Here is an 18,877-nt window from a genome sequence, read left to right as displayed (position 1 = left end):
TCAGGCAGTCTTCAGACTGCTTCCAGTTTGGCGTAGCCCAGCATCAGCCACTTGCTGCCTTCGCTGAAGTTCACCTGGACCCGTGCCTGAGCGCCGGCGCCTTCAAAGTTGAGGATCACCCCTTCGCCGAATACCGAGTGCCGCACCTGCTGGCCAAGGCTGAACGCGGTTTCCGGGATCTCCGTGCCGCTGAACATGCTGCTCGAACTTTGCTTCTGGCCGCCGAACGGTCGGCTGACGCTATTGGACAGCCGCACTTCCTGAATCAGCCCTTTCGGTATTTCGCGTACGAAGCGGGAAACCTTGTTGTAGGTTTCACTGCCGTACAGGCGTCGGGTCTCAGCATAGGTCATCACCAGGTTTTGCATGGCCCGGGTAATACCCACGTAGGCCAGACGGCGTTCCTCTTCCAGGCGACCAGGTTCTTCCAGGCTCATCTTGTGCGGGAACAGGCCTTCTTCCATGCCCACCAGGAACACGTAAGGGAATTCCAGGCCTTTGGCGCTGTGCAGCGTCATCAGCTGAATGCTGTCTTCGTGTTCGTCGGCCTGGGTATCGCCGGCTTCCAGTGACGCATGGCCAAGGAAAGCCGCCAGTGGCGACAGGTCGGCATCTTCTTCGGCGTTTTCAAAGTTGCGTGCGGCGCTGACCAGTTCCTCAAGGTTTTCTACCCGAGCCTGGCCTTTCTCGCCTTTTTCCGCCTCGTGATAGGCAATCAGCCCGGACTGCTCGATGACCGTCTGGGTCATCAGGTGCAGCGGCATATCCACGGTTTTCGCCGCGAGGTTCTCGATCAGTTCGACGAATGCTCCCAGAGCACCGGCTGCGCGACCGGTCAGGCCTTTATTGGCCACCAGCAGGCGCATGGCTTCCCACATCGACACATCGCTGTGGCGTGCGTGCTCGCGGATCGCTTCGACGGTTTTTTCGCCGATGCCACGGGCCGGGACGTTGATCACCCGCTCCAGCGCTGCATCGTTGCCGCGACCTTCGAGCAAACGCAGGTAGGCCATGGCGTTTTTGATTTCGGCACGTTCGAAGAAGCGCTGGCCGCCGTAGATCCGGTAAGGGATGCGTTCGCGCAGCAACGCTTCTTCCAGGACCCGGGATTGGGCGTTGGAGCGATACAAAATGGCGATATCGCTGCGAGCCATGCCGGTTTTCAGGGCGCTTTCGATGGTTTCCACCACATAGCGCGCTTCGTCGTGTTCGTTGAAGGCTGCATACAGGTTGATCGCTTCGCCTTCGCCGCCATCGGTCCACAACTCTTTGCCCAGGCGTCCGGTGTTGTTGGCGATCAAGGCGTTGGCGGCCTTGAGGATCCCGGCGGTGGAACGGTAGTTCTGTTCCAGACGAATGGTTTCAGCGTCCGGGAAGTCTTCGGAATACTGATAGATGTTCTCGATTTTCGCGCCGCGCCAACCGTAGATCGACTGGTCGTCATCGCCGACCACCATCAGGCTGTCGCCGCCCTTGGCCAGCAGCCGCAACCAGGCGTACTGCACGGCGTTGGTGTCCTGGAACTCGTCCACCAGCACATGGCGGAAACGCTTTTGATAGTGCGCCAGCAAACCCGGGTGGTCGCGCCACAGATCGAGGGCGCGCAGCAGCAACTCGGAGAAGTCGATCACCCCGGCGCGCAGGCATGCGGCCTCGTAGGCTTCATAGATGCTGCGCATGGTGGCCAGGAACAGATCGCCGCTGGCTTGAATGTGCTGCGGGCGCAGACCTTCGTCTTTCTGCCCGTTGATGAACCACTGTGCCTGCCGGGCCGGCCAGCGTTGCTCGTCCAGACCCAACTCGCGGATCACCCGCTTGACCAGCCGTTGCTGGTCATCGCTGTCGAGGATCTGGAAGGTCTGGCTGAGCCCGGCTTCCTGCCAGTGCGCCCGCAACAGGCGGTGCGCCAGGCCGTGGAAGGTACCGACCCACATACCGGCCGGGCTGATGTTCATCAACTGCTCGATACGCTGACGCATCTCGGCAGCGGCCTTGTTGGTGAAGGTCACCGACAGGATCGAGTGTGACGAGGCCTGCTCGACCTGGATCAACCAGGCGATGCGGTGCACCAGCACACGGGTTTTACCGGAACCAGCACCGGCCAGGACCAACTGACGACCCACGGAGGCAGCTACGGCCTGGCGTTGGGCATCGTTGAGGGAGTTCAGCAGAAGGGAGAGATCATCGCGCATTGGAGCATTCTAGGGTGCCGGGCCACACCGGGCAAACCGAGCTTTGGTTTAGCCGATAAAAAGAATCGCTGGGACGACCGGTCAGTCATTCACTGCAGGCGTTGGCGGAGCTCGCTCGAGCAGTCTGGCGCCGGGCCTGGGGGCTATTTCTTTTATCAGTTTAATGATCTGGAGCAGTTTGGTCCGGGCAATTGCTTGTGTATGCTCCGTCGACGTTTCGGGCTCACCATTATAAGAATACTGCCTATGACACTCAGCACTAGCCTGACCGGCCCCTCTGTGGAGCCACGGGTTATACGCAAGCACTACGCCATGGAGATGGCGGTCGAACGTACGCGTCTGCTTTACCAGGGTTCGCTGCTGCCGACGTTATTCATGTTGCTCAACGGTTTGGTCTGCGCCTGGTTACTCTGGAGCCCGCAGCGCTCTTTCCTGGTCAGCATTTGGCTGGTCTGGCTACTGACGCTGGTCGCCATGCGAGTCATCCAGGTCGCAGCGTTCGATTCGGCGATACCGGGTCGCCAGGCACAGCCGATCTGGCAGCGAATGTTCTTGCTCGGCTCGGCCATGAGCGGCTTGACCCTGGCCGGCGCCGGCATCGCCCTGGTGCCCACCGACAGTTTCCTGCAACAAGCCTGGGTCTTCGGCTTGATCGGTGCGGCGACGTTGTCGGCCAGCGTCGCTTATGCCGTCAGTCTGCCGGCATTCCTGTCCTTTACGCTGCCGTGCCTGTTGCCGGCGATAGGTTTTTTGTTCTGGGGGGGCGACGAACAGCAGCAAGGCTGGGGCTGGCTGGGACTGATTCTGCTGGGCTCCTTGAGCGTTGTTGCCTGGCAGGTCAATCGGTTGATCCAGCGTGGTTTGCTCCGACGTTTCCAGAACCAGGCGTTGATCGAGCATCTGCAGCAGGCCCAAAGCCGCAGCGAACAGCTCAATCAGGAACTGGCCCGGGAAATCGAGCAGCGTCGCTGTGCGCAAGAGCAATTGCGTGAGGCTCAGGTAGGTCTGGAAAGCCGCGTAGCGCAGCGCAGCCTGGAGCTGGATGCGGCGAATCAGGCCTTGAGCAAAAGCGAAGCGCGTCTGGACCTGGCGTTAAAGGCCAGTGAGCTGGGCCTGTGGGACTGGAATCTGCAAACCGACGAGGTCCATCACACACAGCTCAAGGAGCTGTTTGGCCTGGGTCCTGAGGACGTGACGGCGGTGCTCAGCCATCTCAAGCCGCGTTTGCATCCGCAGGACCTGCTGCCGCTCAAGCGCGCCCTGGTCGAACACTTGAAAGGTCGCACCGAGGATTACCAGATCGAGTACCGCGTACGCCATGGCGACGGGCATTGGGTATGGATCGAGGACCGTGGGCGGGCCGTGGAGCGTAGCGACAGCGGTCGGGTGATCCGTATGGTCGGCACTCGGCGTGATATCAGCACCAACAAGGAGCTGGAAGAGCAGCGCCGGCTGGCGGCCACGGTATTCGAGGCCGCCAGCGAAGGCATCGTGATTTTCAACCCTGATTACGCCTTGATCGCGGTCAATCAGGCGTTCAGCCAGGTCACCGGCTACCAGATCGAGGACTTGTTGGGGCGCAATGTCGTCGAGTTACCCTGTAGCCGGGATGCACGCCGGCACTACCCGGCGATTCATCAGGCGCTGAAGCAACACGGCAGTTGGCAGGGCGAGCTGGTCGAGACTCGGAAGAGCGGCGAATTGTATCCGCAATGGTTGCAGCTGAATATCGTGCGCGATATGCGAGGAAATGTCAGTCATATTGTGGGTTTCTTCGCCGATCTCTCCGCCAGACGTGAGTCCGAAGAACGGATGCGCTACCTGACCCATTACGATGAGCTCACCGGCCTGGCCAATCGCTCACTGTTCCGCGAACGTCTGCATGAGGCCCATCAGCGAGTACGCCAGGGTGGTCGTAGCCTGGCATTGCTGCACATCAATCTGGACCGCTTCAAGTTGCTCAATGACAGCCTGGGGCATGAGGTCGCCGACCAGTTATTGCAGAAAATGGCGCGGCGGCTGGTCAATGCACTGCCAGAGGCCGACACCATCGCGCGCTTATCCGGCGATGAGTTTGCGGTGCTGTTCGACGCCTATGCCAACCTGTCCAGCCTGGCACGGGTCGCGACCCGGCTGGCAAGCAAGCTGCGCTTGCCATTGACGGTGGATGGGTATGAGTTGGTGGTCAGTGCATCGATGGGCATCAGCATGTTGCCGGATAACGCGCGAGAGATTTCGGCATTGCTCAGCCAGTCGAATATTGCCATGCAACATGCCAAGCACTTGGGTGGTAACAATTTCCAGTTCTACACCGACAGCCTGCAAGCCAGCACTCTGGAGCGCCTGCAGCTGGAAAACCAGCTGCGCAAGGCCATTGAGGACCGGCAGTTGAAGGTCTTCTACCAACCAAAACTATGCCTGGCCACTGGCCGGTTGAATGCCGCCGAGGCCTTGGTGCGCTGGGATCACCCGACCATGGGTCGGGTGCCGCCAGGCGACTTTATCGGCCTGGCCGAAGAAACCGGTCTTATCGGCCCGATCGGCGAGTTCGTATTGCGCCAGGCCTGCTGGCAAGCCTGCGAATGGCAACGCCAGGGGCTGGAGCCGATTCGGGTTTCGGTCAATCTGTCGGTGCATCAATTGCGCCAGGGCAAGCTGGTCAGTCTGGTCCGCCATGTGCTGGAGGAAACCGGGCTTGCGCCGCACTACCTCGAATTGGAGCTGACCGAAAGCCAGCTGCTGGACAGCGTCGAGCACATCATCGCGACCTTCCAGCAATTGCGTGATCTGGGGGTGAAACTGGCAATTGACGACTTTGGTACCGGGTATTCGTCGTTGAGCTACCTCAAACGCATTCCGGTGGACTATGTGAAAATCGATCAGGCGTTCATACGTGGCCTGGCCGAAGGTAGCGAGGATGCGGCGATCACCCGGGCGATCATCGCCATGGCCCATGGGTTGTCGCTCAAGGTGGTGGCTGAGGGGGTCGAGAGTGCGCAGCAGCTGGAATTCCTCAAGGCCGAGCAGTGTGATGAGGTGCAGGGTTATCTCATCAGTCGCCCCATAGAAGCTGATGGTCTGGCTGAACTGTTACGAGTGCAGACGGGCTCTTCATAGCGACTACATAGAGCGCGCCCGGCCAAAACGGGGGTCAATAAGGTGATTCAGTTACGCATCGGACGGGCAAAAAGCCCATTCATGTAGTATAACTACAAGCGTGCTACATCCCTGGCGTTTGCCAATAACAATGAGTCCAGCCCTTTGAATCTGTTGCAACACATCGCCCAGTCACGCCACCTGTTGCGCAAGTCGGAACTCAAGGTTGCCGATCACGTGCTGCTTGACCCTGCGGCTGTGATGCACAGTTCCATGGCCGATCTTGCCCACAATGTGGGTATCAGCGAACCGACCATCGTGCGCTTCTGCCGCGCCATTGGTTGCTCGGGTTTCCAGGACCTGAAGCTGAAACTGGCGCAAAGCCTGGCAGCCGGCGCGAGCTTCGGCCAGTTTGCAATCCATGAAGACGATTCGGTTGCCGATTACAGCCTGAAAATCTTCGACACCACCCTGCACACGCTGATGGAGGTGCGCGAGAATCTCGACCCGGTGGCCTTGCAGCGTGCAGTGACTGCCATGTCCCAGGCCCAGCGCGTCGAGTTCTACGGCTTTGGCGCGTCTGGTGCGGTGGCGGCAGATGCCCAGCACAAATTCTTCCGCTTGCTGCTGACCGCGGCGGCTTATTCCGATCCGCACATGCAGGCGATGTCGGCGGTGACGCTCAAGCCCACGGATGTGGCGATCTGTATTTCCCAGTCCGGGCGCTCCAAAGACCTGCTGATCACCGCCAATCTGGTTCGTGAAAGCGGCGCGACGCTGATTACCCTATGCCCGAGCGCGACGCCGCTGGCCGAGCTGTCGACCGTCAACCTGGCGATCGACGTTCATGAAGACACCGAGATCTACACACCGCTGACTTCGCGTATCGCTCACCTGGTGGTGATCGACGTGCTGGCCATGGGCGTGGCCATGGCGCGCGGTCCGAGCCTGGTCAATCATCTCAAGAGCGTCAAACGCAGCCTGCGCAGCTTGCGTCTGTCGCCCAAGTCGGTCAAAGCGCTGGACGATTGATAAGAGCAAAAGATCGCAGCCTGCGGCAGCTCCTACGCCGATCCGGTTCACCCGCGAAATTGTAGGTGAACGACAATCCCGTAGGAGCTGCCGAAGGCTCGGGCCGCGTTCGGACGATCTTTTAGCAATCGGGCATACCCTTCAAGACTCTCGTCATATGGCAACTTTCACATCCCTGTAACCCCCGCGCCGCCAAACCGTCATCCCCGACGTCCATCGTGTAACTCCCGTAATCGTCTTGGGAGACTCGAAATGGCCCAGTCCTACGATCCACGCACTAGCGCCGTCAAAACCCGCCGCCAGCAAGAAGATCAGCGCCGCATGGAATTTCGCCGCGCGATCGAGCACCGTTGTGAGCAGCGTCAATTGCTCGCCGAGATTGGCGACTTGTCCGATTCGATGGAACTCAATTACTGGCAGGCGGCACCGGCAGCTTCCCGTCGAAACGCTCAACCAGCCCGCTGATCTGTATCCGTTCGCTACGGATAAACCCGAGGAACGCATGTGCCACCGGTGACAGACGCTTGGCTTTGGCCTGCACCACGCACCAGCTACGGTACAGCGGCAGCTCTTCCACCGGCAGCTCCTTGAGCGTGCCGGTGGCCAATTCCAGGTTCAGGGCGTGGCGCGTCAATAGCGCTACGCCCAGACCCGCCACCACGCACTCGCGCTGGGCCTCCGCCGAAGCCACTTCCAGGGTTTGCGTGAAGTGCACGCGCTTCTCCTTGAAGTATTCCTCGCACGCCAGTCGCGTGCCCGAGCCTTGCTCGCGCAACAGCAGCGTATAAGGCTCGAGATCCTGCAAGCGCAACGGCCCCATATGGCACAGCGGATGGTCGGGCGGTGCCACGGCGATGATCGGGTTGTTGAGGAACGGCAGGAACTCCAGGCCCATTTCCTGGGGGACCATGGACATGATCACCAGATCGTCGCGGTTGTCCGACAGGCGCCGAATGGCCTGCGCCCGGTTGATCACTATCAGTTGCAGATTGACCTCCGGGTGCTGTCGCTTGAAGGCGGCGAACAAGTGCGGTACGAAGTACTTGGCGCTGGATTCGACTGCCAGCTTCAGTTGCCCCTGCAGCGAACCCTGCATGTCCGACAGCTGCATGTCGAGGTTTTCCAGGCGCCCGAAAATGTCCCGACTGGCCCGTTGCAAGGCTTCCGCGGCCTCAGTCATGTAGAGTTTTTTGCCGACATAATCGAACAATGGCTGACCAATCAGCTCTTCCAGCTGACGAATTTGCAGGCTGACGGCCGGCTGCGTGAGAGACATTTCCTCGGCCGCGCGGCTGTAGGACCGTAAATCGCACACCTCATTGAAAATCTGAAGCTGACGCAATGTCATACGCATCAATGACTTACGCATTTTATGAGGACCCTCACTGCAAGCTGATCAGTCAACTATAAGTCTTTACTTATGAGCGACCCAATTATTATTGATTTTTGTTAATTCCTTGAGAGGGCTAGTGTGGGGCCGCGACTGACTTGAAACATTTGGTCACTCGTCGACTCGGCCTAGCGGGTCGTTGGTGCAATCGGCTCAAGGGAAATTCCAAGTGATAAAAAAGATCCTGATCGCCAACCGTGGGGAAATCGCCGTACGAATCGTGCGTGCCTGCGCCGAGATGGGCATTCGCTCAGTCGCGATCTATTCCGACGCCGATCGCCATGCCCTGCATGTGAAGCGCGCGGATGAAGCCCACAGTATCGGTGCCGAACCTCTGGCCGGCTACCTGAACCCGCGCAAGCTGGTGAACCTCGCAGTGGAAACCGGTTGTGATGCACTACATCCCGGCTACGGCTTCCTCTCGGAGAACGCCGAGCTGGCAGATATCTGCCTCGAACGCGGAATCAAATTCATTGGTCCATCGGCTGAAGTGATTCGCCGCATGGGCGACAAGACCGAAGCCCGCCGCAGCATGATCAAGGCCGGTGTGCCGGTGACTCCGGGCACCGAAGGCAACGTCGCGGACATCGCCGAAGCCTTGGTCGAAGGCGAGCGCATCGGTTACCCGGTGATGCTCAAGGCCACTTCCGGTGGTGGCGGCCGCGGTATTCGCCGCTGCAACAGCCGCGAAGAGCTGGAACAAGCTTTCCCAAGGGTGATCTCCGAAGCGACCAAGGCCTTTGGCTCGGCGGAAGTGTTCCTGGAAAAATGCATCGTCGATCCCAAGCATATCGAAGCGCAGATCCTCGGCGACAGCTTTGGCAACGTCGTGCACTTGTTCGAGCGTGATTGCTCGATCCAGCGCCGCAACCAGAAGCTCATCGAAATTGCTCCAAGCCCGCAACTGACCCCCGAACAGCGCGCTTATATCGGTGACCTGTCGGTGCGCGCAGCCAAGGCCGTGGGTTACGAGAACGCCGGTACTGTGGAGTTCCTGCTCGCCGAGGGCGAGGTGTACTTCATGGAGATGAACACCCGGGTGCAGGTGGAGCACACCATCACCGAAGAAATCACCGGCATCGACATCGTTCGCGAGCAGATCCGCATCGCCTCCGGTCTGCCGCTTTCGGTCAAGCAGGAAGATATCCAGCATCGCGGTTTCGCGCTGCAATTCCGGATCAACGCCGAAGACCCGAAAAACAACTTCCTGCCGAGCTTCGGCAAGATCACCCGTTACTACGCACCCGGCGGCCCCGGCGTTCGTACCGACACGGCGATCTACACCGGTTACACCATTCCGCCGTACTACGATTCGATGTGCCTGAAACTGGTGGTGTGGGCGTTGACCTGGGAAGAAGCGATGGACCGTGGCTTGCGCGCCCTGGACGACATGCGTCTGCAAGGGGTCAAGACCACTGCCGCCTATTACCAGGAAATTCTGCGTAACCCGGAATTCCGTAGTGGTCAGTTCAACACCAGTTTCGTTGAAAGCCATCCGGAACTGACCAATTACTCGATCAAGCGCAAACCCGAAGAGCTGGCTCTGGCCATCGCCGCCGCCATTGCCGCCCACGCAGGCCTGTGAGGAATACAACAATGTCCAAGATCCATGTAACTGACACCATCCTGCGTGACGCCCACCAATCGCTGCTGGCGACCCGCATGCGCACCGACGACATGCTGCCGATCTGCGACAAGCTCGACAAAGTCGGCTACTGGTCGCTGGAAGTCTGGGGCGGCGCGACCTTCGACGCCTGCGTGCGTTTCCTCAAGGAAGATCCGTGGGAGCGTCTGCGCAAACTGCGCGCCGCTTTGCCTAACACCCGTCTGCAAATGCTCCTGCGCGGGCAGAACCTGCTGGGTTATCGCCACTACAGCGATGACGTGGTCCGGGCCTTCGTCGCCAAGGCGGCGGTCAATGGTATCGACGTGTTCCGCATCTTCGACGCGATGAACGACGTACGTAACCTGCGTGTGGCCATTGAAGCGGTGAAAGCTGCCGGCAAGCACGCACAGGGCACCATCGCCTACACCACTAGCCCGGTGCATACCATCGAGGCGTTTGTGGCCCAGGCCAAGCAGATGGAAGCCATGGGTTGCGACTCCGTTGCGATCAAGGACATGGCCGGCCTGCTGACCCCGTACGCCACTGGCGAGCTGGTCAAGGCACTGAAAAGCGAGCAGTCGCTGCCAGTGTTCATCCACTCCCATGACACGGCTGGCCTGGCATCCATGTGCCAACTCAAGGCCATCGAGAACGGTGCCGACCATATCGACACCACGATCTCCAGCTTCGCCTGGGGCACCAGCCACCCGGGTACCGAGTCGATGGTCGCCGCGCTTAAAGGCAGCGAATTCGATACCGGACTGAGCCTGGAGCTGTTGCAGGAAATCGGCCTGTACTTCTACGCAGTGCGTAAGAAGTATCACCAGTTCGAAAGCGAATTCACCGCGGTCGACACCCGTGTACAAGTCAACCAGGTGCCGGGCGGGATGATTTCCAACCTGGCCAACCAGTTGAAGGAGCAGGGCGCGCTGAATCGCATGGCCGAAGTGCTGGCGGAGATCCCGCGGGTCCGTAAAGACCTCGGCTACCCGCCGCTGGTCACCCCGACCTCGCAGATCGTCGGCACCCAGGCGTTCTTCAACGTGCTCGCCGGCGAGCGTTACAAGACCATCACCAACGAAGTGAAGCTGTACCTGCAAGGCGGCTATGGCAAGGCGCCGGGCCAGGTTGACGAGAACCTGCGTCGCCAGGCCATCGGCAGCGAAGACGTGATCGACGTGCGTCCGGCCGACTTGCTCAAACCGGAAATGACCAAGCTGCGTAGCGATATCGGTGCGCTGGCCAAGTCTGAAGAGGACGTGCTGACTTACGCCATGTTCCCGGACATCGGCCGTAAATTCCTCGAAGAGCGTGAAGCCGGCACCTTGACTCCAGAAGTGCTGCTGCCGATTCCGGAAGCGGGTGGTGTGACCTCGGCCGGTGGCGAAGGCGTACCGACCGAATTTGTTATCGACGTCCACGGCGAAACCTACCGCGTCGACATCACCGGTGTCGGCGTCAAGGCCGAAGGCAAGCGTCACTTCTACCTGTCCATTGATGGCATGCCGGAAGAAGTGGTGTTCGAGCCGCTCAACGAATTCGTCAGCGGCGGTAGCAGCAAGCGCAAGCAAGCTACTGCTCCAGGCCACGTCAGCACCAACATGCCGGGCAACATCGTCGATGTGCTGGTCAAGGAAGGCGACATCGTGAAAGCCGGCCAGGCTGTGCTGATCACCGAAGCGATGAAGATGGAAACCGAAGTTCAATCGGCCATCGCCGGCAAAGTTACCGCCATCCACGTGGCCAAAGGCGACCGGGTCAACCCGGGTGAAGTCCTGATCGAGATCGAGGGCTGATCTACAGCCTTTGACTGAAACGCTTTAAACCTCGGGGGGGCATGTGCTCCCCTTTTTTTTTTGGTTCTTCACGGAATCCCGGGAAACACAGAAACAAGAACGCCGATGGTGATGGACGAAGAGGGTGTTACGCGTACCACAAAATGGCCTAAAGAGTTGGAGGTGGCGGAGGAGATTGATTGGCGTGGTGTGTGTGGTGCGTTGGTGGGGATTATCAATCCAGCGGACGCATTCGAGCGTCTTCGACAAGACGCCGACCCTTTACTGGCGTTGCCGGACATTCTGGTCGCCAGCGGCTTACCCGACGTCACCCTGAACCACCCGAGTATCGCTTTGAAAAACCTTGAGCAGCGCTTGAAAAACTGGGGGCTGAAATGACGCTTTCCATTGATGTTCGCGCTCAGCTGATTGAAAGCATTCAAGAGGGGCTCGCCCACGGTACTCTGGAAATCGGCGAAGCCGTCCGCCGGTTGCGGGTGGAGGTCACCGGCCTGCATCAAAGCCAGTTCGCCAAGATGTGCAAAATCTCGGTGCGAACCCTGGTGCATATCGAGCATGGGGAAGGGAATCAGACCCTCAAGTCGCTGAACGCGGTGTTTCGACCGTTCGGGTTGCAGATGGGGGTGGTGAGGATTCGCAGGAACATTAGTTGAGCGTGGGAGCGATCAACATCCGGAGACTGGCGATCAATTGTGGCGAGGGAGCTTGCTCCCGCTGGTAAGCAGCGGCCCTAAAAGCCGGGCACCGCATTGTGACAGGGAGAATGCATTTGCTGGATTTACGACTGCTGCGCAGCCGAGCGGGAGCAGGCTCCCTCGCCACAGGTGCGATTAACTGACCGGCTTTGGGGCTTGCCTGCGAAGGCGGCCTGCCAGGCGCCGATGAACCGATGGTTTATCCCCGACACTCAACCAATGTCTTCACCTGGCCAGACCCCGTTTGATTTTCCTCGCTCAACCACTCTTCAAACCCCGCGCCAATTGCCGGCCACTCCGAATCCAGAATCGAGTACCACGCCGTGTCACGGTTCTGACCCTTGACCACCATGTGCTGGCGGAACACGCCTTCAAAGCTGAAGCCCAGGCGCTCAGCCGCGTATTTGGAGCGGGCGTTGTCGTTGTTGCATTTCCACTCCAGGCGACGGTAGCCCAAGGCAAAAGACTCTTTGGCCAGCAGGTAAACCGCCTCGGTACTTTTCGGCGAGCGTTGCATCGGCGCGCCGAAGGTGACGTGGCCGATTTCGATCCGGCCTTGGGCTGGCACGATCGACATCAGGCTGAGAAGGCCCTGAACCTCGCCGCTGGCACGGTCGATGACGCTGAAGAAGTACGGGTCGCTATTGGCTGCGTGGTTGTTCAGCCAGTCATTGAACGCATTGCGCTCGGTGAACGGCCCATAAGGCAGATAGTCCCAGAGTTTCGGGTCGGCATCGGGCCCTTCAAGGGCTTGCCACAGGCCATCGCCGTGGCGTGCCGGGTCGAGTTTTTCCAGGCGTATGAAACGCCCTTCGATGAGTTTGACCGAGGGCGCCGGGACGCCTTTCCAGTCGGCGAGTGAGGTCGACATGCTGTTCTCCTTGAACCTTAAAGAAGGCCTTTGCGAAACTGGATGAAACCAGGGCGTTCGGCGATGCGCTCGTAGAGCTGGATGGCCGTGGCGTTGGTTTCGTGGGTCAGCCAATGAACCTTGGCGCAGCCGTCTTTGCGGGCGGTGTCGTAGACAAACTCGATCAGCTGCCGACCGACGCCGGTGCCGCGTGTTTCGGGGACTACCAACAGGTCTTGCAGGTAGCAGGAATTCTCGATGCTCCAGTTGGAGCGGTGGTAGATGAAATGCACCATGCCCACGGCTTTTTCACCGTCCCAGGCGAGGGCCGCGTGGGTCGGCTCGCTCGGGTCGAGAAAACGCTGCCAGGTGCTTTGGGTGACAGCGTCGGCCAGTTCGGTGTTGTAAAACCGCAGGTAGGCTTGCCACAACGGCAGCCAGGCGACGTGGTCGTCGGCGGTGACTCGGCGGATCTCAATCTGACTCATGGTCATTCCTTAACGCATCAAGTGGGCGAGGGCCTGGTCGTGGATGTCGGGGCTGGCTGCCAGCCCTTCACGAACACCGGCGATGTCTGCGGTACTGCGGTTCTGGCTGAGCTTGCGTTTGCCTTCCAGGCGCTGGATTGGCAGGGCGAAGCCGACGATAGCCTTGAGCATACCGTCGATGTAGTGGGCAGGTGCGTCGGCAACTTTCCACGGTTGGGCGCGGCCGGCTTCGTGGCGATCGGTCAGGGCGCTGACCAGGTCGCGCAAACGCTGTGCATCGCTGAACACTTCGGCGCTGCCATAGGCATGCACGGCGAGGTAGTTCCAGGTGGGTACGACTTTGCCATGCTCGGCTTTGCTCGGATAGAACGACGGGCTGACATAGGCGTCGGCACCGGCAAAGATCACCAGCGCTTGGGCCCCGGTCTCCAGCTCCCGCCACTGTGGATTGGCCTTGGCCAGATGTCCGTAGAGGGTGCCATTGGGTCCTTGACCGGGGTTCAGCAGCAACGGCAGGTGGCTGGCCTGCAAGCCTTGCTCGCCATAGGTGACCAGCGTCGCCAGACGAGTGCTGAGGATCTGCTGGTGAAGGTGTGGCAGGTCTTGGTCGGCAAAAGCGCTGGGTGTGTACATGGGAAATTTTCCTTGGCGAATGCCTGCATCCTAGGCAGGCTATTGGTCTGTTGTAAGAGCCATTAATAGCCAATTTCATAGGGCCATTGTGATGAGCAACTCACCGCTGTCCTTGTCGTTCAACCCTGCCGGGATTGAGCTGGATCGTCGTCAGGGCTTGAGCCGTCAGCTGTATCAAGCGCTACGGGTGCGGGTACTCGATGGGCGTCTGGCCGGCGGCACGCGTTTGCCGGCCAGCCGGGATTTGGCTGCGGCGTTGTCGATTTCTCGTAACAGCGTAGTTCGAGCCTACGATCAGCTGTATGCCGAAGGGTTTATCGAGGGGCGGGTGGGAGACGGCACTTATGTGGCGCAATTGCCGGAAAATACTCTGGCGCCGAAAAAACTATCCACAAAAGTATCCACAGGCTTTTCAACAGGCTTACCCACAGGGTTATCCACAAAACAACTTGATTTACCTGTAATTACATCCAGTAAAGTTATCCACAGCGGTGCACTCGATCGGGTCGAGAAGCATCATTTGCCCAAGCCACCGACTGGTCCACCAAGGGCTTTTCGGGTTGGAGTACCGGCCTTTGATCTGTTCCCGTTTGAGGTTTGGGCCAAGCTGAATGCGGCTTTCTGGCGCAAGCCGGATTTACAGCAGCTGTGTTATGGCGCACCTGAGGGCGACGAGCGGTTGCGTGGTTTGATCGCGGCCTATTTGCGCAGTTCGCGGGGCATGCAGTGCAGCGCTGAACAAATAGTGATCACCAGTGGCGCGCAACAGGGAATCAGCCTTTGTGCACAGCTGCTGGTGGAGCCCGGTGATGGGGTGGCTGTGGAGAACCCCGGCTATCGCGCCGCCGGACATGCCTTTGCCGTGGCGGGGGCGAAGTTGCGCGGCGTGACGGTGGACAGCGAGGGCATGGACTGCGCTGAACTGGCGACCTTCAGTGATTGCCGACTGGCCTATGTCACGCCGTCTCATCAGTACCCGACCGGGGTGATCATGAGCCTGGCGCGGCGCCTGGAATTGCTGGCCTGGGCCGAGCGCAGCCAAGGCTGGATCGTCGAGGACGACTATGACGGCGAATACCGTTACAGCGGCGCACCGCTGGCACCCTTGGCGGCGCTGGATCGGCAGGGGCGAGTGCTGTATGTCGGGACGTTCGGCAAGGTTGCATTCCCCGCGCTGAGACTCGGTTACCTGGTATTGCCAATCGGGCTGGTCGAGGCCTTCTCCCGGCGCCGTGCGGTGGATGTGCGACACTCGGAGGTCAGCACTCAGGCGGTGATGGCCGAGTTTATCGCGGCCGGGCATTTTCAGCGGCATATCCGCCGCATGCGTCGGGCGGCGCTGAGCCGGCGCAATACCTTGATGGCCGGTTGGCCGGAGAATATCCCTGGAGTCGGCAGTTTGCCGAGTGTGGCGGCCGGCCTGCACCTGACGGTACGGGTAGACAGCCTGGCCCGTGAACGCGAACTGGTCGAACAAGCCGCGAGTGTCGATGTGGAGGTTAACGGGTTGAGCAGTTACTGGTTGCCGGACTCCAGTACCCCGCAAAACCAGCGAGCGGGATTGGTGCTCGGGTTTGCCGCGGTACCGGAGGTGGCGATTGAAGCGGCGTTGATGAGGTTGCGGGGTGTATGGAAGTGAAAGACCCGCACAATGGCGGGCCCTGGTTTTGTTCAGTGGGCACTGGACCACAGATGTAACTCGTCAATCATGCATATCACGTCCCGGACTTGATCTTGGTCCAGGCCCGTGTCCGTGCCCGCTCGGCATCGCGCGGCAACGGCTGCAGCGTATAGAGCGTGCTCATCGCCGCTTCGGTCGGATACAGGTTGGGGTTGTTGCGGATCGCCGGGTCGACCATTTCGGTGGCGTCTTTGTTCGGGTTCGGGTAGCCGACGAAGTCGCTGATCGGCGCGATTACTTTCGGTTGCAACAGGTAGTTGATAAAGGTGTAGGCGTCCTCGGGGTCCTTGGCGCCTTTGGGGATCGCCAGCATGTCGAACCAGATCGGCGCGCCTTCCTTGGGCAGGCGCATATCGACGATCACGCCGTTCCTGGCTTCCTTGGCGCGGTTGGCGGCCTGGGAGAAGCTGCCGGAATAACCGACCGCGACGCAGATGTCACCGTTGGCGATATCGGCCATGTACTTTGAGGAGTGGAAGTAGGTGATGTACGGGCGGATCTTCAACAGCAGCGCTTCAGCCTTGGCGTAGTCCGCAGGTTTGCTGCTGTTGGGGTCAAGGCCGAGGTGTTGCAGAGCCAGCGGCAGGATCTCCGACGGCGAGTCGAGCAGGGCGACGCCACACTGTTTGAGCTTGCTGATGTTCTCTTCCTTGAAAATCAGCTCCCAGCTGTCCACCGGCGCGTTTTCGCCCAGCGCGGCCTTGACCTTGTCCGGGTTGAAGCCGATCAGGATGGTGCCGTACATATAGGGCACGGCGTGTTTGTTGCCAGGGTCGTTGGCTTCGATCAGCTTCATCAGCTTGGGATCGAGGTGGTTCCAGTTCGGCAGCTTGCTGCGGTCCAGCGGCTGGAACACGCCGGCTTCGATCTGCTTGGCGAGGAACACGTTGGACGGCACAACGACGTCATAGCCCGAGTTGCCGGTGAGCAGCTTGGCCTCAAGGGCTTCGTTGGTATCGAAGATGTCGTAGACCAGTTTCACCTGGGTGTTCTCGGACTTGAAATCCTCCAGGGCTTTGGGGGTGATGTAGTCGAACCAGTTGTAGACCCGCAACGTGCGCTCTTGCGCCTGGGCAGCGCCGCTGAGCAGCGTGGCGCACAAGGCTGAAGCGATACATCCCTTGAGACTGTTCATTGTGCTGATTCCTCATTGGCGCTCTGGAAACCTTCGAGAACGTTCACCGCGTTGATGCCGATTTCTTCGACCGCGTAACCGCCTTCCATCACGAACAGTGTCGGCTTGCCCAGACGTGCGATGCGTTCGCCCATGCTCAGGTAATCCGGGCTGTCGAGTTTGAACTGAGAGATCGGGTCGTCCTTGAAGGTGTCGACGCCCAGGGAAACCACCACGACATCGGCGCCGTAGCGTTCGATCTCTTCACAGGCCAGTTCCAGTGCCGCGCTCCAGGCGTCCCAGCCTGAGCCTGCGGCCAGAGGGTAGTTGAAGTTGAAACCTTCGCCAGCGCCTTCGCCATGCTCGTCCTCGTAACCGAGGAAGAATGGAAACTCGGCTTCCGGATGGCCGTGGATCGAGGCGAACAGCACGTCGCTACGCCCGTAGAAAATCGATTGAGTGCCGTTACCGTGGTGATAGTCGACGTCGAGAATCGCAACCTTTTTATGGCCTTGATCGAGGAATGCCTGGGCGGCGATGGCGGCGTTGTTCAGGTAGCAATAGCCACCCATCAAATCGCTGGCGGCATGATGTCCTGGTGGTCGGCACAGGGCGAAGGCACTGCGGGCGCCCTGTTGGATAACGGCCTGAGCAGTGAGTGCGACTTGCGCTGCGCTGTAGGCCGCTTGCCAGGTTCCGGCAGTAATGGGTGCGCCGCCGTCAAAGCTGTAATAGCCGAGCTGACCATGGAGACTTTTCGGCATGACCGAGCGCAGGGTGCGGGCCGGCCAGGTGTAGGGCAGCAAGTCTCCCTCGCGACCGAACTCGGTCCAGCGCTGCCAGGCGCCTTTGAAGAACTCCAGATAATCACGACTGTGGATGCGCGCAACCGGTTCGAGACCAAAGTCCTGTGGTGCTTGCACTGGGCCCAGACTGCGGTCCTGAACCCGCTGCAGAACGTGATCGGCCCGTGAAGGCATCTCGAAGCAGGGCATCAATTGCCCATCCATCAACTCGCAGCGGCCGTGGTGCAGGTGGTGGTCGTCAGAGTAAATCGTCAGCATTTCTTATTCTCCGCAGGCTGATTCGGTTGCTTACAGTCTTGCGGCGCAGGGCGTTTGGGAGAACGGCAGGAAAGGCCAAAAGGGGATCGATATGGCCAAATTGTTTGTCCGAAATTCGCCCCTGAAAAGCGCAAGGCTGCCTCCGGCCGCGTAGCGGACGTAAACACTTCAAACGCGATAGTTCAGAGAGTACGCATCCACCGTGTTGCGCCTGCTGCGCAGGCGGACGCAGCCTTCGGCAGTTGCTACGGCCGGAACTGGCTCGGCGCCACGCCACTCCAGCGCACGAAGGCATGGCGGAAGCTCGCGGTTTCGCTGAAACCCAGGGCTTCGGCGATCTGGTAAATCGGTAGTTGATCCTCGCAAAGCATCTGTTTGGCCCGCTCGAAACGCAGTTCGTCGAGCAATTCCTGATAACTGCAACCCAGGTTCTTGAGGTGCCGCCGCAGGGTGCGCGCCGAACAGTTCAGTTGCTCGGCAAGACCCTCAAGCCCGGGTGCGGCGTTGAGTTGTGCGGCAAGCAGTTGGCGGATTCGCCCCAGCCAGGCCTGACGCCCGGTGAACTCGGTGTTCTGCTTGCGGCAGCGCTCGGCAATGGCCTGATAGGTAATCGTGTCGGCCAGTGGCAAGGGTTGGTCGAGCCAGTGTTTGTCGAAGGCGAAGGCATTGGCCGGGGCATTGAACTGCAAGGGGCAGTCGAAGCGCTCGCTGTAGCGGGACTGGTAGTCCGGCGCGGAGTACTCGAAGCGGGCACCGAGCAATGGCAAGGGGTGACCCAGCAGGTCGTCGCAGATGACTTTCATCGAGACCAGGCAGAACTCGATGTTGAACACCGTCAGCGCCGGGTTTTCCCGATAGTCGCTGGCCGTGAGCCAGATGCGCTCGCCATCCTCCTCGAGGCTCAGCTCGAAAAGTGTTCCCAACAGCGCCGGATAACGCAACGCAAGACGCAAAGCGTCACCTAAGGTGGCACTGGTGAGCAGGGCATAACCGAGCATGCCGTAGGAGGAAACGTGCATGCGCCTGCCCAGTTCCAAGCCAATTTCGCGCTTTAAGGCGACGGCATTGATGCAGACCTGCATCTCCTGATGGGTGGTGATACGCGTGTCGGCACGGCTCAGATCCGCCGCGCTGATACCGCTGCCGGCCAACAACGCTTCACTGGACAGACCTTCATCCTTGAAGGTGCTGAGTACCAGGGAGACCGCATTGAGTGTGGTGAGGTGGGAGTGGAGCATGC

Annotated in this window: 15 protein-coding genes and 1 pseudogene; 8 read left to right on the top strand and 8 right to left on the bottom strand. The window is 59.9% G+C overall.

Annotated features, from left to right (window positions below):
• Positions 1 to 11 precede the first annotated feature (11 nt).
• Positions 12 to 2,192, bottom strand: coding sequence for a DNA helicase II (gene uvrD, locus AC3IUA_RS30205; protein ID WP_489358427.1), 2,181 nt, complete (start codon positions 2,190 to 2,192; stop codon positions 12 to 14).
• A gap of 246 nt (positions 2,193 to 2,438) precedes the next feature.
• On the opposite strand from uvrD, the gene AC3IUA_RS30200 reads away from it, so the two are divergent.
• From AC3IUA_RS30200 to AC3IUA_RS30190, 3 genes are all read left to right on the top strand, one after another.
• Entirely contained in the window at positions 2,439 to 5,309 is a 2,871-nt protein-coding gene (locus tag AC3IUA_RS30200) for a putative bifunctional diguanylate cyclase/phosphodiesterase (protein WP_489358426.1), read from the top strand.
• Positions 5,310 to 5,453: 144 nt separating this feature from the next.
• The gene (hexR, locus tag AC3IUA_RS30195; RefSeq protein WP_489358425.1) at positions 5,454 to 6,320 is read left to right on the top strand and encodes a transcriptional regulator HexR; all 867 of its coding nucleotides are present in this window, start codon (positions 5,454 to 5,456) and stop codon (positions 6,318 to 6,320) included.
• Positions 6,321 to 6,572: 252 nt separating this feature from the next.
• A complete protein-coding gene (locus AC3IUA_RS30190) occupies positions 6,573 to 6,785 on the top strand; it encodes a PA3496 family putative envelope integrity protein (protein ID WP_489358424.1) in 213 nt (70 codons plus the stop codon).
• On the opposite strand, the gene AC3IUA_RS30185 is transcribed toward AC3IUA_RS30190, so the two are convergent.
• Positions 6,727 to 7,689, bottom strand: coding sequence for a LysR family transcriptional regulator (locus tag AC3IUA_RS30185; protein ID WP_489358423.1), 963 nt, complete (start codon positions 7,687 to 7,689; stop codon positions 6,727 to 6,729). The two genes, AC3IUA_RS30190 and AC3IUA_RS30185, sit on opposite strands and share 59 nt — an antisense overlap.
• Before the next feature lie 190 nt (positions 7,690 to 7,879).
• On the opposite strand from AC3IUA_RS30185, the gene AC3IUA_RS30180 reads away from it, so the two are divergent.
• The 4 genes and pseudogenes from AC3IUA_RS30180 to AC3IUA_RS30165 all read left to right on the top strand — a co-directional run bounded on the left by AC3IUA_RS30180 (position 7,880) and on the right by AC3IUA_RS30165 (position 11,765).
• Positions 7,880 to 9,295: an acetyl-CoA carboxylase biotin carboxylase subunit gene (locus tag AC3IUA_RS30180; protein ID WP_489358422.1), complete on the top strand. Its 1,416-nt coding sequence runs from the start codon at positions 7,880 to 7,882 to the stop codon at positions 9,293 to 9,295.
• 11 nt (positions 9,296 to 9,306) lie between these two features.
• Positions 9,307 to 11,112: a sodium-extruding oxaloacetate decarboxylase subunit alpha gene (oadA, locus tag AC3IUA_RS30175; RefSeq protein WP_489358421.1), complete on the top strand. Its 1,806-nt coding sequence runs from the start codon at positions 9,307 to 9,309 to the stop codon at positions 11,110 to 11,112.
• Between the two features lie 102 nt (positions 11,113 to 11,214).
• A pseudogene (locus AC3IUA_RS30170) lies at positions 11,215 to 11,490 on the top strand (type II toxin-antitoxin system HipA family toxin); the annotation flags it as partial.
• Positions 11,487 to 11,765, top strand: a complete 279-nt coding sequence (locus AC3IUA_RS30165) for a helix-turn-helix domain-containing protein (RefSeq protein ID WP_489358420.1) — start codon at positions 11,487 to 11,489, stop codon at positions 11,763 to 11,765. The pseudogene AC3IUA_RS30170 and the gene AC3IUA_RS30165, both read left to right, overlap by 4 nt.
• 241 nt (positions 11,766 to 12,006) lie before the next feature.
• On the opposite strand, the gene AC3IUA_RS30160 is transcribed toward AC3IUA_RS30165, so the two are convergent.
• From AC3IUA_RS30160 to AC3IUA_RS30150, 3 genes are read right to left on the bottom strand one after another with little or no spacing between them, the layout of a single operon-like run.
• Positions 12,007 to 12,678, bottom strand: a complete 672-nt coding sequence (locus AC3IUA_RS30160; protein ID WP_489358419.1) for a GNAT family N-acetyltransferase — start codon at positions 12,676 to 12,678, stop codon at positions 12,007 to 12,009.
• 17 nt (positions 12,679 to 12,695) lie between these two features.
• Complete coding sequence (locus tag AC3IUA_RS30155; RefSeq protein WP_489358418.1) at positions 12,696 to 13,145, bottom strand: GNAT family N-acetyltransferase; 450 nt, start codon at positions 13,143 to 13,145, stop codon at positions 12,696 to 12,698.
• Between the two features lie 9 nt (positions 13,146 to 13,154).
• On the bottom strand, positions 13,155 to 13,778 hold the full coding sequence (locus AC3IUA_RS30150) for an FMN-binding negative transcriptional regulator (protein WP_489358416.1): 624 nt from the start codon (positions 13,776 to 13,778) through the stop codon (positions 13,155 to 13,157).
• Between the two features lie 91 nt (positions 13,779 to 13,869).
• On the opposite strand from AC3IUA_RS30150, the gene pdxR reads away from it, so the two are divergent.
• Positions 13,870 to 15,417 (top strand): MocR-like pyridoxine biosynthesis transcription factor PdxR, encoded by a 1,548-nt coding sequence (pdxR, locus tag AC3IUA_RS30145; protein WP_489358415.1) that lies wholly within the window; start codon positions 13,870 to 13,872, stop codon positions 15,415 to 15,417.
• Positions 15,418 to 15,493: 76 nt separating this feature from the next.
• On the opposite strand, the gene AC3IUA_RS30140 is transcribed toward pdxR, so the two are convergent.
• The 3 genes from AC3IUA_RS30140 to AC3IUA_RS30130 all read right to left on the bottom strand — a co-directional run bounded on the left by AC3IUA_RS30140 (position 15,494) and on the right by AC3IUA_RS30130 (position 18,875).
• Positions 15,494 to 16,594: a polyamine ABC transporter substrate-binding protein gene (locus AC3IUA_RS30140; protein ID WP_489358413.1), complete on the bottom strand. Its 1,101-nt coding sequence runs from the start codon at positions 16,592 to 16,594 to the stop codon at positions 15,494 to 15,496.
• A complete protein-coding gene (locus tag AC3IUA_RS30135; protein WP_489358412.1) occupies positions 16,591 to 17,637 on the bottom strand; it encodes a histone deacetylase family protein in 1,047 nt (348 codons plus the stop codon). Before AC3IUA_RS30135 ends, AC3IUA_RS30140 begins: the two co-directional genes overlap by 4 nt.
• A gap of 245 nt (positions 17,638 to 17,882) precedes the next feature.
• Positions 17,883 to 18,875 (bottom strand): AraC family transcriptional regulator, encoded by a 993-nt coding sequence (locus tag AC3IUA_RS30130; RefSeq protein ID WP_489358411.1) that lies wholly within the window; start codon positions 18,873 to 18,875, stop codon positions 17,883 to 17,885.
• Positions 18,876 to 18,877: the final 2 nt, after the last annotated feature.

This window comes from Pseudomonas sp. KH_050, from assembly GCF_057838875.1.
The sequence above is the reverse complement of the archived record's forward strand: the minus strand, read 5'-3'. Positions and strand labels throughout refer to the sequence as shown.

Coding starts and splice junctions, on each gene's coding strand:
- AC3IUA_RS30200 (WP_489358426.1), top strand. CDS start 2,439: ATGACACTCAGCACTAGCCTGACCGGCCCCTCTGTGGAGCCACGGGTT.
- pdxR (WP_489358415.1), top strand. CDS start 13,870: ATGAGCAACTCACCGCTGTCCTTGTCGTTCAACCCTGCCGGGATTGAG.
- oadA (WP_489358421.1), top strand. CDS start 9,307: ATGTCCAAGATCCATGTAACTGACACCATCCTGCGTGACGCCCACCAA.
- uvrD (WP_489358427.1), bottom strand. CDS start 2,192: ATGCGCGATGATCTCTCCCTTCTGCTGAACTCCCTCAACGATGCCCAA.
- AC3IUA_RS30130 (WP_489358411.1), bottom strand. CDS start 18,875: ATGCTCCACTCCCACCTCACCACACTCAATGCGGTCTCCCTGGTACTC.
- AC3IUA_RS30185 (WP_489358423.1), bottom strand. CDS start 7,689: ATGCGTAAGTCATTGATGCGTATGACATTGCGTCAGCTTCAGATTTTC.
- AC3IUA_RS30160 (WP_489358419.1), bottom strand. CDS start 12,678: ATGTCGACCTCACTCGCCGACTGGAAAGGCGTCCCGGCGCCCTCGGTC.
- AC3IUA_RS30135 (WP_489358412.1), bottom strand. CDS start 17,637: ATGCTGACGATTTACTCTGACGACCACCACCTGCACCACGGCCGCTGC.
- AC3IUA_RS30155 (WP_489358418.1), bottom strand. CDS start 13,145: ATGAGTCAGATTGAGATCCGCCGAGTCACCGCCGACGACCACGTCGCC.
- AC3IUA_RS30150 (WP_489358416.1), bottom strand. CDS start 13,778: ATGTACACACCCAGCGCTTTTGCCGACCAAGACCTGCCACACCTTCAC.
- AC3IUA_RS30140 (WP_489358413.1), bottom strand. CDS start 16,594: ATGAACAGTCTCAAGGGATGTATCGCTTCAGCCTTGTGCGCCACGCTG.
- AC3IUA_RS30190 (WP_489358424.1), top strand. CDS start 6,573: ATGGCCCAGTCCTACGATCCACGCACTAGCGCCGTCAAAACCCGCCGC.
- AC3IUA_RS30165 (WP_489358420.1), top strand. CDS start 11,487: ATGACGCTTTCCATTGATGTTCGCGCTCAGCTGATTGAAAGCATTCAA.